Source organism: Xanthomonas sp. NCPPB 1128 (assembly GCF_001043115.1).
Classification (GTDB): Bacteria; Pseudomonadota; Gammaproteobacteria; order Xanthomonadales; family Xanthomonadaceae; genus Xanthomonas_A.
This window is the reverse complement of sequence record NZ_LFME01000056.1, coordinates 1-13,495: the sequence shown is the minus strand read 5'-3', so window position 1 is coordinate 13,495 and position 13,495 is coordinate 1. Positions and strand designations below refer to the sequence as shown.

At 70.5% G+C, this 13,495-nt stretch carries 10 protein-coding genes; 2 read left to right on the top strand and 8 right to left on the bottom strand.

From position 1 onward, the window contains the following. Positions 1–135 precede the first annotated feature (135 nt). Positions 136–1,455: a lipid IV(A) 3-deoxy-D-manno-octulosonic acid transferase gene (waaA, locus tag ACP93_RS20450; protein WP_048492497.1), complete on the top strand. Its 1,320-nt coding sequence runs from the start codon at positions 136–138 to the stop codon at positions 1,453–1,455. Positions 1,456–2,029: 574 nt separating this feature from the next. On the opposite strand, the gene ACP93_RS20445 is transcribed toward waaA, so the two are convergent. The 3 genes from ACP93_RS20445 to ACP93_RS20435 all read right to left on the bottom strand — a co-directional run bounded on the left by ACP93_RS20445 (position 2,030) and on the right by ACP93_RS20435 (position 4,872). Continuing rightward, positions 2,030–3,397, bottom strand: coding sequence for a TolC family outer membrane protein (locus ACP93_RS20445; protein ID WP_048492496.1), 1,368 nt, complete (start codon positions 3,395–3,397; stop codon positions 2,030–2,032). A gap of 18 nt (positions 3,398–3,415) precedes the next feature. Continuing rightward, positions 3,416–4,075, bottom strand: coding sequence for a protein-L-isoaspartate O-methyltransferase family protein (locus ACP93_RS20440; RefSeq protein ID WP_048492495.1), 660 nt, complete (start codon positions 4,073–4,075; stop codon positions 3,416–3,418). A 134-nt stretch (positions 4,076–4,209) separates the two neighbouring features. Next, entirely contained in the window at positions 4,210–4,872 is a 663-nt protein-coding gene (locus ACP93_RS20435) for a TetR/AcrR family transcriptional regulator (RefSeq protein ID WP_048492494.1), read from the bottom strand. A gap of 300 nt (positions 4,873–5,172) precedes the next feature. Here ACP93_RS20435 and ACP93_RS20430 point away from each other — a divergent pair, with 300 nt between their 5' ends. Beyond that, entirely contained in the window at positions 5,173–8,112 is a 2,940-nt protein-coding gene (locus ACP93_RS20430; protein WP_228136107.1) for a ligand-binding sensor domain-containing diguanylate cyclase, read from the top strand. Between the two features lie 459 nt (positions 8,113–8,571). Here the strand turns inward: ACP93_RS20430 and leuB are convergent, their stop codons facing one another. The 5 genes from leuB to ACP93_RS20405 all read right to left on the bottom strand — a co-directional run bounded on the left by leuB (position 8,572) and on the right by ACP93_RS20405 (position 13,439). Further along, positions 8,572–9,633: a 3-isopropylmalate dehydrogenase gene (leuB, locus tag ACP93_RS20425; protein WP_048492493.1), complete on the bottom strand. Its 1,062-nt coding sequence runs from the start codon at positions 9,631–9,633 to the stop codon at positions 8,572–8,574. Further along, positions 9,623–10,201 carry a 3-isopropylmalate dehydratase small subunit gene (gene leuD, locus ACP93_RS20420; protein ID WP_017914017.1) on the bottom strand — a complete coding sequence of 193 codons (579 nt, stop codon included), beginning with the start codon at positions 10,199–10,201 and terminating at the stop codon, positions 9,623–9,625. The genes leuB and leuD overlap by 11 nt, the downstream gene beginning before the upstream one ends. Then, on the bottom strand, positions 10,201–10,380 hold the full coding sequence (locus ACP93_RS20415) for a hypothetical protein (RefSeq protein ID WP_048492492.1): 180 nt from the start codon (positions 10,378–10,380) through the stop codon (positions 10,201–10,203). The genes leuD and ACP93_RS20415 overlap by 1 nt, the downstream gene beginning before the upstream one ends. Beyond that, positions 10,380–11,795, bottom strand: a complete 1,416-nt coding sequence (gene leuC / locus ACP93_RS20410; RefSeq protein ID WP_048492491.1) for a 3-isopropylmalate dehydratase large subunit — start codon at positions 11,793–11,795, stop codon at positions 10,380–10,382. Before leuC ends, ACP93_RS20415 begins: the two co-directional genes overlap by 1 nt. A gap of 84 nt (positions 11,796–11,879) precedes the next feature. Then, a complete protein-coding gene (locus ACP93_RS20405) occupies positions 11,880–13,439 on the bottom strand; it encodes a 2-isopropylmalate synthase (RefSeq protein ID WP_048492490.1) in 1,560 nt (519 codons plus the stop codon). Between the last annotated feature and the right edge of the window lie 56 nt (positions 13,440–13,495).

Below are 13,495 nucleotides of genomic sequence, written 5' to 3'. Positions count from 1 at the left end.
GTATAAGAGACGGGGGTGGGGGCGGCAGACATGCGCCAAGTTTGGCCGGGCACGAACACGACCGCGTCGGCGCGCCCTGTGACGTGCATGCGTATCGTCTGCCGCCGGCCGCGCGCAACCGGCTATGCTGTCCGGATGCGCAACGATTTCATCGAGCGGCTGCTGCGCGGCCTGTACTCGGCCGTGCTCTATCTGCTGCTGCCGGTCACCGTCTATCACCTGGTCTGGCGCGGTTTCCGCGTGCGCCAGTACTTCCAGCGCTGGGACGAGCGCTATGCCTCGTATTCGCAGGCACGCGGGCGTCCGCGGGTGTGGCTGCATGCGGTCTCGGTGGGCGAGGTCAACGTCGCCGCACCGGTGGTCAATGCGCTGCGGGCGCAGCGCCCGGACATCCGCTGGGTGATCACCACCATCACCCCGACCGGCTCTGAGCGGGTGCGGGCGCTGTGGGGCGACGCGCTGGATCATGTGTATCTGCCCTACGACGTGCCCGGCAGCGTCGGCCGCTTCCTGCAGCATTTCCGCCCCAGCCTGGCGCTGATCCTGGAAACCGAACTGTGGCCGAACATGCTGTTCGGCTGCCGCGACCGCGGCATTCCGGTGTACGTGCTCAATGCACGGCTGTCGGCGCGCTCGCTGCGCGGCTATCGCGTGCTGCGGCCGTTGATCGGGCGTGCGCTGCGCACCGTCACCTGCGTGGCGGCGCAATCGCAGGAGGACGCCGAGCGCTTCGTCGCGCTGGGCGCGCGCGCCGAGCAGGTGCGCGCGCTGGGCAATCTGAAGTTCGACATCGCCGCGCCTGCGCACCTGCCCGACGTCGTCGCCGCGTTCCGCGAGCGCGTGCCGGCGACGCGTCCGGTGTGGATCGCTGCCAGTACCCACGACGGCGAGGAAACGGCGGTGATCGAGATGCACCGGCAACTGCGCCGGCACTGGCCGGACCTGCTGCTGCTGTGGGCGCCGCGGCATCCGGAGCGCTTCGCCAAGGTCGAGGCGCTGGCGCGCGACCAGGGCTGGCGCGTGGCCACGCGTCGCCAGCAGCAGTGGCCGGGCGCCGACGATGCGGTGTTCGTGATCGATACGCTGGGCGAACTGATGGGCTTCTACGCCTGCGCCCAGGTCGCCTTCGTCGGCGGCAGCCTGCAGCCGATCGGCGGGCACAACCTGCTCGAGCCGGCCGCGGTCGGCACGCCGTCGGTCACCGGCCCGCACCTGCACAACTTCTCCGAGATCTCGCGGCGCATGCGCGAGGCCGGCGCGGTGGCCATCTGCGAGGATGCCGGCGCCGTGTGCGCGGCGCTGCAGACCTTGTTGGCCGACGCCGAGGCACGCAAGCGCATGGCCGAGGCCGGCTGCGCGCTGGTCGCCAACGGCCGCGGTGCGCTGCAGCGGACCCTGCAGCTGATCGCGCCGCACCTGCCGCCGCTGGCGGGCGAGGCGAGCGCGGAGGAGTAGCGCGCGTCGCACGGGGCGCGCTAGTCCGCAGCAGCGGCGTTCGCCACGACGGGCTTTTCTGGGAAGGCCCGTCGCGGCTGAAGCCGCTCCTACGGTTCCTGCGACGGCAGCCTTTCTCGTGGTCTAGAAAGACCCGTTGTGGGAGCGACTTCAGTCGCATGATGCGCGCCGCACCTCGCATCCCATCGCGCAGCGCGTCGGGACTGAAGTCCCTCCCACACGGAGCTTCCGGATCACTGCGTCATTGCCAGGATGGCGGTCGCTGCATCATAGGCATGGCCCGACGCCGCACGCCGCAGTGCGATACGCACACCTGTAGGAGCGGCTTCAGCCGCGACAGGCGTCGCCGATAAAGCCTCGTCGCGGCTGAAGCCGCTCCTACGAATGACTTTCGTCGGGACTCGATGTGCTCCTTCAAGCTGCGACGCCTGGCACTCGCCGTCCCTCCCATCCCATCGCGCAGCGCGTCGGGACTGAAGTCCCTCCCACAGGGGACTTCCGCGAAGCCCTACCCAAAACAAAAACGGCGGACCCGAAGGCCCGCCGTTCTGGCGGCAAGCGCGTGTGCGTGCGCTTACTGGGTGCTGTTGGCCGAGTTGAGCTTGGATTCGGCGCTCTGGGTCAGCAGGGCGTTGATCGACTGCACCTCGGCCACGTCCAGCGAGCCGAGCGCCTGGCTCAGCAGCAGGCGGTTCTGCAGGAAGTTGTAGCGTGCCTGCGCGTAGGCCAGCTGCGCCTGGTACAGGGTGCGCTGGTTCTGCACCACGTCCAGCACGGTGCGGGTACCCACTTCCAGGCCGACCTGCGAGGCGTCGAACGCGGCCTGCGCCGAGACCACCGCCAGGCGCCGCGCCTCGATCTCGCTGATTCCGGCCACCACCGTCTGGTAGGCGTTGCGGGTGTTGCGGTCGAGCGCGCGCTTCTGCAGTTCGTAGGTGTCCTGGGCGATGTCGCGCTGCGCCAGGGCCTGCCGCACGCCCGACTGGGTCGCGCCGCCGGCGAAGATCGGGATGTTCAAGGTCAGGCCGATGGTGTTGCTGTCGGCGCGCGGGGTGCTGCCGCTGCCGGAGACGCTGTCGCCCCAGTTCGCGTCGCGGCCGGCGCTGGCCGACAGGCTCAGCGTCGGCAGGTGCCCGGCGCGCGCCGCCGACACGCTGGCCTCGGCCGCCTGCACCTGGTACTGGTAGGACCGCAGCGACGGGTTCTTGTCCAGCGCCGAGGCGATCAGGCTGTCGATGTCGCCGCCGGTGGCCGGCAGCTGCGGACGGAAGTCCTCCGGCAGGCCGCGCAGGTCGCGCACCGGCTGGCCGGTGATCTCGGTCAGGGCCTGGTACAGGTCCTGCAGAGAGTTGCGTGCGGTGATCGTGTCGGCGCGGGCCTGGTCGTACTCGGCGCGGGCTTCGTGCACGTCGGTGATCGGCGCCAGGCCCACTTCCAGGCGCTTGTCGGCGTAGTCGAACTGCTTCTTGGCGGCCGCTTCGTTGGTCTCGGCGGCGACCAGCGATTCGATCGCCACCAGCACGTTGAAGTAGGCGGCCGAGGTGCGCACGATCAGGTCGTCGTTGGCCGAATCCAGGGTGTAGTCGGCGGCCAGGCTGCGCGCCTTCTGCGCACGCAGGTTGGAGAACTGCGCGAAGTTGACCAGGGTCTGCTGGCCCTGCACGGCGTAGCTGCGGCTCTTGCCGGTGCCGGCCAGTTCGCCGCCGCCGCGCTCGACTTCGCTATGGCTGCGCTGCAGCGACGCGGTGCCGTTGATCTGCGGCAGCAGGGCGGCGCGCGCCTGCACCTCGCCTTCCTTGTCGTAGAGCCGGGTCGATTCCGCGGTGGCCAACTGCGGGTCGCTGTTGCGGGCCATTTCGTAGACTTGCAGCAGGTCCGTGGCGTTGGCGGCCAGCGGAGACAGCGCGGCGGCCAGCGCCAGGACGAGGGATCGGCGGATCATTGCGGCTTCCTTGATGGATCAGAATGTGAACTGGGGGACTGGCGCGGCGCCTCGCAGGTAGTACGCCAGGTCGGTTTCGAACAGCGATTCCGTGCGCGGCGCGCCGGCCTCGGCATGCACCAGCACCGCTTCCATGACCGGCGCGCGGCCGCGGATCGCGAACAGGCGTCCGCCGGGGCGCAGCCAGGCCAGGAACTGGGCCGGGATCTCGGTGACCGCGGCGGTGACGCAGACCACGTCGAAGCGGCGCTCGCTGTTCCAGGCGAAGGCGTCGGCGGTCTCGATGCGGACGTTGCTGCCGAGGCCGGCGGCGTCCAGGTTGGCGCGCGCGGCGGCGGCCAGGGCCGGCTCGATCTCCAGGCTGACCACCTCGCGGCCGAGCTCGCCCAGGCAGGCGCTGACGAAGCCGCTGCCGGTGCCGATCTCCAGCACGTCCTCGCCCGGCTGCAGGTCCAGGGCCTGCAGCATGCGGCCTTCGATGACCGGCTTCATCATGTACTGGCCGTAGCCCAGCGGAATCTCCAGGTCGGCGTAGGCCACGGCGCGGTGCGCCGGCGGCACGAAGGTCTCGCGCGGCAGCCGCGACAGCACGTCGAGCACGCGCAGGTCCAGCACGTCCCAGGGACGGACCTGCTGTTCCACCATCTTTTCGCGGGCTTGGGAGTAGTCGATCGTCATTTCGGGCATCCAACGCGGAGGGCCGGGCATTTTAGCCGGCACGGAGGCCGGGCGTATGCCGCAGCATCGCCGCCGGACGGCCCGGCGCGCAGTGCCGGAAGTCATCGGCGCCGGCGAACGGCCGGACGGCCGGGCTAGCGCACCGCATAGGCACGCAGGAAGAAGTCGATGCTGGCCTCGACATGGGCGCGGATCCGCTCCTGGCTGGCATCGCGGCACAGGCCACACATCATCAGCGAGTACAGCTCGCCCTTGACCAGGCAGAAGAACTGCGAGGCGGCCAGGTTCAGGTCGGCGATGTCCAGTTCGCCGGCGGCGACGTGCGCCTGCAGCAGCGTCGCCAGGTCCTGCTGGGTGCGCTTGGGACCGGCGTTCCAGAACATCTCGCGAACGTGGTCGTCGCCGGTGCCGGGGGTCAGCATCATGCGGTGGGTGGCCATCGCCGCCTCGCTGCTGATCATGGCGAAAAAGGCCAGGCCGATCTCCACCAGTTGCGTGCGCAGCGGCCCCTTCAGCGCGTGTCCGAACAGGTCGTCGGGCAGCAGCGCTTGGCATTGCGCGCGCACCGCCTCGGCGAACAGGGTCTCCTTGTCGCCGTAGTGGCTGTAGACGGTGAGCTTGGAGACGCCGGCGCGGGCGGCGATGCCGTCCATGCTGACCCCGCCGAAGCCAAGTTCGGTGAACATCTCCCGCGCCGCCTCCAGGATCGCGGCGCGTTTGCCCATGTCCTTGGGGCGACCGGGCCCGGCAGGACGCGAGGAGGATTTGGCGGAGGCGGCGGGCGATTTGCTGACCATGGGTGGCAATACTAGACCAGTCGGTTCGATATTTATACTAGACCCGTTGGTTCATTATTGTGACGCTGCGTTTGGCGGGTGTGGCGGGGCTGGGGATGCATGCGTTGGCCATCTCCGTCGCGTCCCCGGCGTCAGGAAGTCCCTGACATCGGCGGCGAACAGGCGGTGATAGATTAGCCATCTGGCCCACAGGGGGTGCCGCGCGCCGTTGCCGGTGTGATTCGGGAAGGGATGGAACAAGGGGATCGGCGTCACGAGAATCGCGACGGCGCGTATGCGCTGTGTCGCCGCGTGGGTGTGATGCTGTGCCTGGTCTTGGCGCTGTGTTGCGCCAGCGCCGCCGCGCGCGCCGCCGAACCGCCCGCGCCGCTCACCGAGCGCGCCGTGCTCGACCGGCCGGTGATCGCGCGCTGGACCATGGAAGAGGGGCTGCCGCATAACCTCGTGCACGCGCTGGCACAGGACCGCGACGGCATGATCTGGGTCGGCACCTGGGAAGGTGTGGCCCGCTTCGACGGCCGCGGTTTCACCGTTTTCGATCGCCAGAACACCCCGGGCATGGAGCTGTCGGGGGTGTTCGCGCTGCTCGCCGAAGCCGACGGCGGCGTGCTGGTCGGCACCGCCTACGACGGCGTGTTCCGCTATGCCGCCGGGCGCTGGGAGCATCTGGGCGATGCGCGCGCGCGGCGGCTGCGGGTCACCGCGATGCTGCGCGATGCCGACGGCGGGCTGTGGGTCGGCAGCGAGGACGGCCTGTTCCGGATCGAGGCCGACGGCCGCCTGGTCGATGCCGGCGCCGCCGCGGGATTGGGCAGGACCCGCATCGCCGCGCTGCTGCGCTACCGCGATGCGGTGCTGGTGGGCACCCCGCAGGGACTGTTCCGGCTGACCGCGCACGCCACGCGCGCGCAGCGTTGGGGCATCGCGGCGATGCGCACGGCGTCGATCCGGCGGCTGACCCCCGACCGCCACGGCGGCCTGCTGGTGGCCAGCGACGAGGGCGTGTTCTGGCTCGGTGCCGACGGTGACCTGCAATGGCTGCGGCGCGGCCAGCGCGTCGATGCCGCGCTGCAGGACCAGGACGGGCAGCTGTGGATGAGCCTGTCCAGCGGGCAACTGTTGCGGCGCGCTTCCAACGGTGCCAGCGAGGAAGTGCTGTCGATCTCCGGCGTGGTCAGCCCGGCGTTGATCGAGGACCATGAGGGCCTGGTGTGGGCCGGCAGTACCGATGGCCTGTTCCGCGTCGCCAAGGGCGACGCCGGTGGCCTGACCCGCCAGGACGGCCTCGGCAGCGACTACGTGCGGGTGGTCCAGCAGAACGCCGATGGCACGATCTGGATCGGCCATGCCGCCGGCCTGGACCGCTGGCAGGATGGCCGTATCCGCGCGGTGCGGCTGAGCGAGCGTCCGGGCCGCGATCCGTCGGTGCTGGCGCTGGCTGCCGCCCGCGACGGTGGCATGTGGGTGGGCACCTACGACCAGGGCGTGCTGCTGCTGTCGGCCGATGGCACGATCCGGCAACGCCTGGGCGTGGCCGCGGGCGTGCCGCGAACCATGGTGCGCGCGCTGCTGGCCGATGCCGACGACGGCCTGTGGATCGGCGGCAACGAGGGCCTGCTGTATCGCAAGGGCGATCGCACGCATGCCTACGGCACCGCCGACGGCCTGCCCGGGCGGCAGGTGCAGGCGCTGTACCGCGACCGCGCCGGGGTGCTGTGGATCGGCACTAACCAGGGCATCGCCACGCTCGCGGCCGACGGCGCGCTGCAGGCGCGGCCGAGCGGGCATGGTTTTCCGGCGCAGAACGCGTTCGACTTCCTCGAAGATGCCGACGGCACCCTGTGGGTCGCCAGCGACCGCGGCCTGCTGCGGTGGCGCGGCGGGCAGTGGCGCATCTACGACCACCGCGTCGGCCTGCCGCGCGACAAGCTGTTCCGGCTGCTCGACGACGGCAACGGCAACCTCTGGGCGAACAGCAATCGCGGCGTGTTGCGCATCGCGCGTGCACGCCTGGCGGAACTGGATGCCGGCCAGCGCAGCACGCTGGCGGTGGACGTGGTCGACCGCAGCGACGGCATGCCCGGCGGTCAGGGCAACGGCAGCAGCGCACCGGCCGGCTGGCGCAGCCGCGACGGCGTGCTGCTGATCCCGACCTCGGCCGGGCTGGCGCTGATCGATCCAGCGCTGCCGAGCCGGCGCAACGTGCGCGCGCCGCCGCTGGTGATCTCCCACGTGCAGGTGGATGGCGTGGCGCAGCCGCTGCGTGGCGACTATCGCCTGCACGGTGGCGTCGCCCGGCTCGCGATCGGTTATGCCGGCTTGAGTTTCCGCTCGCCGGACAAGGTGCGCTACCGCTACCGCCTGCAGGGATTCGATCGGCAGTGGGTCGACGCCGGCAGCAGCGAAGAAGCGGTCTACACCAACCTGCCCTCCGGTCGCTATCGCCTGGACGTGCAGGCGATGACCAGCCCGCTGGACTGGTCGCGCAGCGAGCGTATCGGCAGCGCCTCGCTGCGCCTGCAACTGGTGCCGCCGTTCTGGGAGCGTTGGCCGTTCGTGGTGCTGGCGGCGCTGTGCGTGACCGGCCTGCTGCTGTGGTGGTACCGCGGCCGCAGCCAGCGCTACCGGCGTCGCCAGCGCCGCCTCAACACCATCATCGCCGAGCGCACCCACGAACTGAAGGCGAAGAACCTGGCGTTGAAGCTGGCCAACCTCGAACGCGAGGACCTGGTGCGCAAGCTCGCCTACCAGGCCGGGCACGATGCGCTGACCGGCCTGCCCAATCGACGCACCGGCGATCCCTACCTCAATGCGGCGCTGGAGCGGGCGTTGAACACACGCACGCCGTTGTGCGTGGCGCTGCTGGACATCGACCACTTCAAGAAGATCAACGACGCCTACGGCCACGAGATCGGCGACGAGGTGCTGCGCCGGGTCGGCGAGGCGCTGCGCGCCAGCCTCGGCGAGCAGGCCTTCGCCGCGCGCCATGGCGGCGAGGAATTCCTGCTGGTGCTGCCGGGCCTGGACCAGGAGCCGGCACGCGCGCGCCTGGACGCGCTGCGCGTGCACCTGTCCGATCTGGTGCTGTACGACGACGACGGCCGCGCGGTGCGTTTCACCGCCAGCATCGGCTTCGCCTGCCTGTCGCCGACCCTGCGCACGCGTCGCGACCTGCTGGTGCAGGCCGACAAGCGCCTGTACCAGGCCAAGCGCGAAGGCCGCGATCGGGTGATGGGCTAGCGCGTGTCATCCATTCCCGAGCATGCGGCGTTGCGGGATATGCCCTGATGCCGCGCTCACCTGCGGCTGTTGCGTCTGGCCGTGGGTGGCGAGGTCGCACGCGTTTTCGTGTTCGCGATCTGCCGGTGTGGAGCGGCTGATTTCGCAAAACGGAACAAGAGCCGCGACAAAGCACCGGGCGATGCATGCAACCGGGGCACCGCTGCTGCCCTTGTGATATGGGCTTCAGCCCCGACGCCTCACCGTTTCAAGCGTCGGCGCTGAAGCCCCTCCCACAGCAAGGCAAGACTGCCGCGAACTTGCGATAATCCTGAGTCCCGCCAATCAATACCGCGTGATCCCGGCACCGTACAGCCAGCGCTCTGCGCATGCGCCGAGACGGCGTTCTCCTGCAACCTCCTGCAACGCAACAACGCGCGCCGCCTGGCTGCGGCGAACGCGCGTTTTCGGTGGGTGCCCTTACGCCTGCAGCCGCTCCAGCACTGCCTGCGTGGCGGCCTCGGTGGAAATGCCCTGGCCGGGCGCGGCGAGATCGGCGGTGAACGCCTGGGCGTCGAGCGCGGCATTCACGGCCTGCTCGATCGCCGCCGCTTCGGCTTCCAGGCCCAGCGAGTGGCGTAGCAGCAGCGCCGCCCTGAGGATGGTCGCGTAGGGATTGGCGATGCCCTTGCCGGCGATGTCCGGCGCCGAGCCGTGGATCGGCTCGTACAGGCCGATGCGGCCTTCGCCCAGCGAGGCCGACGGCAGCAGCCCGAGCGAGCCGGCCAGCATCGAGGCTTCGTCGGTGAGGATGTCGCCGAACATGTTCTCGGTGACGATCACGTCGTACTCGCGCGGCTTGGCCAGCAGGTGCATGGCCATCGAATCGACCAGTTGGTGTTCCAGGCGCACGTCCGGGAACTCTGCGCGGCCGATCCGCGCGGCGACGTCGCGCCACAGTCGCGAGGTTTCCAGCACGTTGGCCTTGTCCACCGAGACGACGTGGTTGCGGCGCTGCTGCGCAAGCCGGAATGCGCTGCGCAGCACCCGCTCGATCTCCGCGACGGTGTAGCGGCACAGGTCGCTGGCGTCGCTGGCGCTGCGGGTTTTGTCGCCGAAGTAGATGCCGCCGGTCAGTTCGCGCACCACCACGATGTCCACGCCCTGCAGCAGGTGCGGCTTGATCGGCGAGGCGTCCAGTGCCGCCGGATGCGGCTTGACCGGGCGCAGGTTGGCGAACAGGCCCAGGCCGCGGCGGATCGCCAGCAGGCCCTGCTCGGGGCGCACCTTGGCGTTGGGATCGGACCACTTCGGCCCGCCCACCGCGCCCAGCAGCACCGCGTCGGCGCCCTGGCAGGCGGTCAGCGTGGCCGCCGGCAGCGGCTCGCCGTGGCGGTCGATGGCGATGCCGCCGATGTCGTGTTCGTGGAACTGGAAGTCGTGGCCGTGGTGCGTGGCGACGGCGCGCAGCACCGCGACCGCAGCGGCGGCGACTTCCGGACCGATGCCGTCGCCGGGCAGGACGACGATGTCAGCGTGCATGGGTGGCCTCGTAGCGTTCGATGTCGGGTTGGCGCAGCAACAGGTAGCCCATCTCGTCCACGCCCTCGAGCAGGCAGGTCTGCGAGAACGCATCGAGCGGGAAGGCGTAGACGCGGCCGTCGGGCGTGCGCAGCTCGCGCGCGGCTACGTCCACGGTCAATTCGTCGTCCGGACGCTGCATCAGCGTCTGCACGTCGTCCTCGGCCAGCACGATCGGCAGCAGGCCGTTCTTGAGGCTGTTGTTGCGGAAGATGTCGGCGATCTCGCTGCTGACGATGGCGCGCAGGCCCAGGTCGGTCAGCGCCCATGGCGCATGCTCGCGCGAGGAGCCGCAGCCGAAGTTGCGCCCGGCCAGCAGGATCTGGCGGCCGGCGTTGTGGGCCTGGTTGAAGGCGAACTCCGGGTTCGGCGTGCCGTCGGCCTGCCAGCGCCAGTCGTTGAAGGCATGGCGACCGAGGCCGGCGCGTTCGGTGGTGGACAGGAACCGCGCCGGGATGATCTGGTCGGTGTCGATGTTGGTCTGGCGCAGCACCACGCTGCGCGAGGTGAGGGTGGCGAAGCCGGCCATCACGGGGTCTCCTGGGAAGCGACGGAGTCGGGGGCGGGCGCCGCGGCGTCGGCCACCGGCGGCAGCGCCGCGGGCGGCACGTGCGGCGGCAGCAGCGGCTGGTGGCGGTGCGCGAAGGCGCGGGTGGTGGTGGCGACGAAGGTCAGCGTGGCCGCGAATGCGGCGATGTGCGGCGCCATCACGCGACCTCCGCGAACAGCGCGCGCGGATCGCTGACCTGGCCGTTCACCGCCGCCCAGGCCGCGGTCGGCGGCGAAGCCAGCAGGGTGCGCGAGCCAGGGCCCTGGCGGCCCTCGAAGTTGCGGTTGCTGGTGCTCACCGCCAGTTGCCCCGGCGCGACCAGGTCGCCGTTCATGGCGATGCACATCGAGCAGCCGGACTCGCGCCACTCCGCACCGGCCGCGCGCACCACCTCGTGGATGCCCTCGGCCTCGGCCTGGCGCTTGACGATCTCCGAGCCCGGCACCACCAGCATGCGCACGTGCGGCGCCACCTTGCGCCCGCGCAGCACCTGCGCCACTTCGCGCATGTCGCTGAGGCGGCCGTTGGTGCAGGAGCCGACGAACACCACGTCCACCGGCGTGCCGATCAGTGCATGTCCGGCTTCCAGGTGCATGTAGTGCAGGCCCTTCTGCGCCGCCGGATCCTGCGCGGCCGGGATCGGCACGTCCACCGCGATCGCGGTGCCGGGGTGGGTGCCCCAGGTCAGGGTCGGACGGATGTCGCGCGCGTCGATGTGCACCTCGGCGTCGAAGCGTGCGCCGGGATCGCTGCGCAGCTGCGACCAGCGCTGCACGGCGGCGTCGAAGTCGGCGCCCTTGGGGCCGCGCGGGGTCTTGGCGACCCAGTCGAAGGTGACCTGGTCCGGCGCGACCATGCCGGCGCGCGCGCCGGCCTCGATCGACATGTTGCACAGGGTCATGCGCTGCTCCATGTCCATCGCTTCGATGGTGGAGCCGCGGTACTCCAGCACGTGGCCGGTACCGCCGTTGACCCCGATCACGCCGATGATGTGCAGGATCACGTCCTTGGCGCCGACGCCCGGCGCCAGCGGCCCGTCGACGCTGATCGCCATGGTCCTGGCCTTGCGCTGCAGCAGGCACTGGGTGGCCAGCACGTGGCCGACCTCGCTGGTGCCGATGCCGAACGCCAGCGCGCCGAACGCGCCATGCGTGGAGGTGTGACTGTCGCCGCAGACGATGGTCATGCCGGGCTGGGTGAAGCCCTGCTCAGGCGCGATCACGTGGACGATGCCGCGGTTGTCCGAACCCATGTCGAACAGTTCGATGCCGTAGTCGACGCAGTTGCGCGCGAGCATGTCCACCTGTGCCTCGGAGGCCGGGGTGTAGTACGGCAGCTTGCCGTCGGCGCCGCGCGGCAGGGTCGGCGTGGAGTGGTCCATCGTCGCCTTGGTGCGGTCGGGCCGGCGCGGCGCCAGGCCGCGCGTCTTGAGTTCGGTGAAGGCCTGCGGCGAGGTCACTTCGTGGATCAGGTGCAGGTCGATGTACAGCACCGCCGGGGCGGCGGCGCTTTCGGGGACGACGACGTGCGCGTCCCACAGCTTGTCGTACAGGGTGCGGGGAGTGGCGGACATTGCGGAACTACCTGGCAGGAAAGCTGGGCGGGGAAGGGGAGCGAGGGCGAGCGTGCACGACGAGGATGACCGCGTTGTGGCCGCTCAGGCCAGCGCGTCGGCGGTGCCGGCCGGCGCCCCCTGGCGCTGGCGCAGCACGCGGTTGGCCACGTCCAGCCAGGCCAGCGCGCTGGCCTCGATGATGTCGCGGCTGGTGCCGGTGCCGTCGTATTCGATCTCGCCGTGGCGCACGCTGAGGTTGGCCTCGCCGCGCGCGTCGGCGCCGATGCCGACGCTGTGCACCTGGTAGCTGTCCAGCACCAGCTGCACGCCGGTGGCGGCCGACAGCGCGGCGAACAGCGCGTCGACCGGGCCGTCGCCCTCGGCGCGTTCGCTGACCCGCTGGCCGTCCGGATCGGACAGCTCGACCTGCGCGCTGGCGCGCTGGCCGCGGTCGCTGACGGTCATCGACGACAGCCGGTAGCCCTGGCTTTCCGGCGCATCCTGCATCATCGCCTGCAGATCGGTGTCGTTGACCACGCGCTGCTGCTCGCACAGCGCCTTGAACGCGTCGAAGGCGATGTTCAGCTCGGCCTCGTCCAGCACGTAGCCGAGCGCGCGCAGGCGCTGCTCGACCGCGGCGCGGCCGCTGTGGCGGCCCAGCACCATCTGCGAGGACTCCCAGCCCACGTCTTCCGGACGCATGATCTCGTAGGTGCCGCGGTGGCGCAGCATGCCATGCTGGTGGATGCCCGACTCGTGGGCGAAGGCGTTGCCGCCGACGATCGCCTTGTTGCGCTGCACCGGCATGCCGACCAGGCGCTGTAGCAACTGCGAGGTGGCGACGATGCGCGGGGTGTGGATCGCGGTGTCCAGTTCGTAGAAGGCGTTGCGTACCTTCAGCGCCATCGCGATCTCTTCCAGCGCGCAGTTGCCGGCACGCTCGCCGATGCCGTTGATGGTGCATTCCACCTGCCGCGCGCCGCCTTCCACCGCGGCCAGCGAGTTGGCCACGGCCAGGCCCAGGTCGTTGTGGCAGTGCGCGCTGAACACCACCCGGTCGGCGCCGGGGACGCTGGCGATGATCCGCGCGAACATGCCGCGGATCTCTTCCGGGGTGGTGAAGCCGACCGTGTCGGGCAGGTTGATGGTGGTGGCGCCGGCGGCGATCGCCACGCTGGCGACCTCGGCCAGGAAATCCTCCTCGGTGCGGGTGGCGTCCTCGGCCGAGAACTCCACGTCGTCCACGTACTGGCGCGCCAGCGACACGTGCTTGCGCACCGACTCCAGCACCTGCTCGCGGCTCATGCGCAGCTTGTGCTCGCGGTGCAGCGGGCTGGTCGACAGGAACACGTGCAGGCGCGGATTGGCCGCCGCTTCCAGTGCCCGTGCCGAGGTCTCGATGTCGGCGGCCAGGCAGCGCGACAGCACCGCCAGGGTCGGCGTGCGCAGTTCGCGGCCGATCAGCGCCATCGCCTCGCGGTCGGACTGCGAGCTGGCCGGGAAGCCGGTCTCGATGATGTCCACGCCCAGTTCGGCCAGGGCGCGCGCCATCACCAGCTTCTGCGGCGGGGTCATGCTGCAGCCGGGGGATTGCTCGCCGTCGCGCAGGGTGGTGTCGAAAATGCGGATGCGGGGGGTCTGGGAAGAAACGGAAGTGTTCACCAGATGGGTTCCTCTACGGCGGCGGTGGCTTGCGGATGGGGATGCGTGGGCGAGGT

Coding starts and splice junctions, on each gene's coding strand:
- leuB (WP_048492493.1), bottom strand. CDS start 9,633: ATGCACGCTGACATCGTCGTCCTGCCCGGCGACGGCATCGGTCCGGAA.
- waaA (WP_048492497.1), top strand. CDS start 136: ATGCGCAACGATTTCATCGAGCGGCTGCTGCGCGGCCTGTACTCGGCC.
- ACP93_RS20440 (WP_048492495.1), bottom strand. CDS start 4,075: ATGACGATCGACTACTCCCAAGCCCGCGAAAAGATGGTGGAACAGCAG.
- leuD (WP_017914017.1), bottom strand. CDS start 10,201: ATGGCCGGCTTCGCCACCCTCACCTCGCGCAGCGTGGTGCTGCGCCAG.
- ACP93_RS20430 (WP_228136107.1), top strand. CDS start 5,173: ATGCTGTGCCTGGTCTTGGCGCTGTGTTGCGCCAGCGCCGCCGCGCGC.
- ACP93_RS20415 (WP_048492492.1), bottom strand. CDS start 10,380: ATGGCGCCGCACATCGCCGCATTCGCGGCCACGCTGACCTTCGTCGCC.
- ACP93_RS20445 (WP_048492496.1), bottom strand. CDS start 3,397: ATGATCCGCCGATCCCTCGTCCTGGCGCTGGCCGCCGCGCTGTCTCCG.
- ACP93_RS20435 (WP_048492494.1), bottom strand. CDS start 4,872: ATGGTCAGCAAATCGCCCGCCGCCTCCGCCAAATCCTCCTCGCGTCCT.
- leuC (WP_048492491.1), bottom strand. CDS start 11,795: ATGTCCGCCACTCCCCGCACCCTGTACGACAAGCTGTGGGACGCGCAC.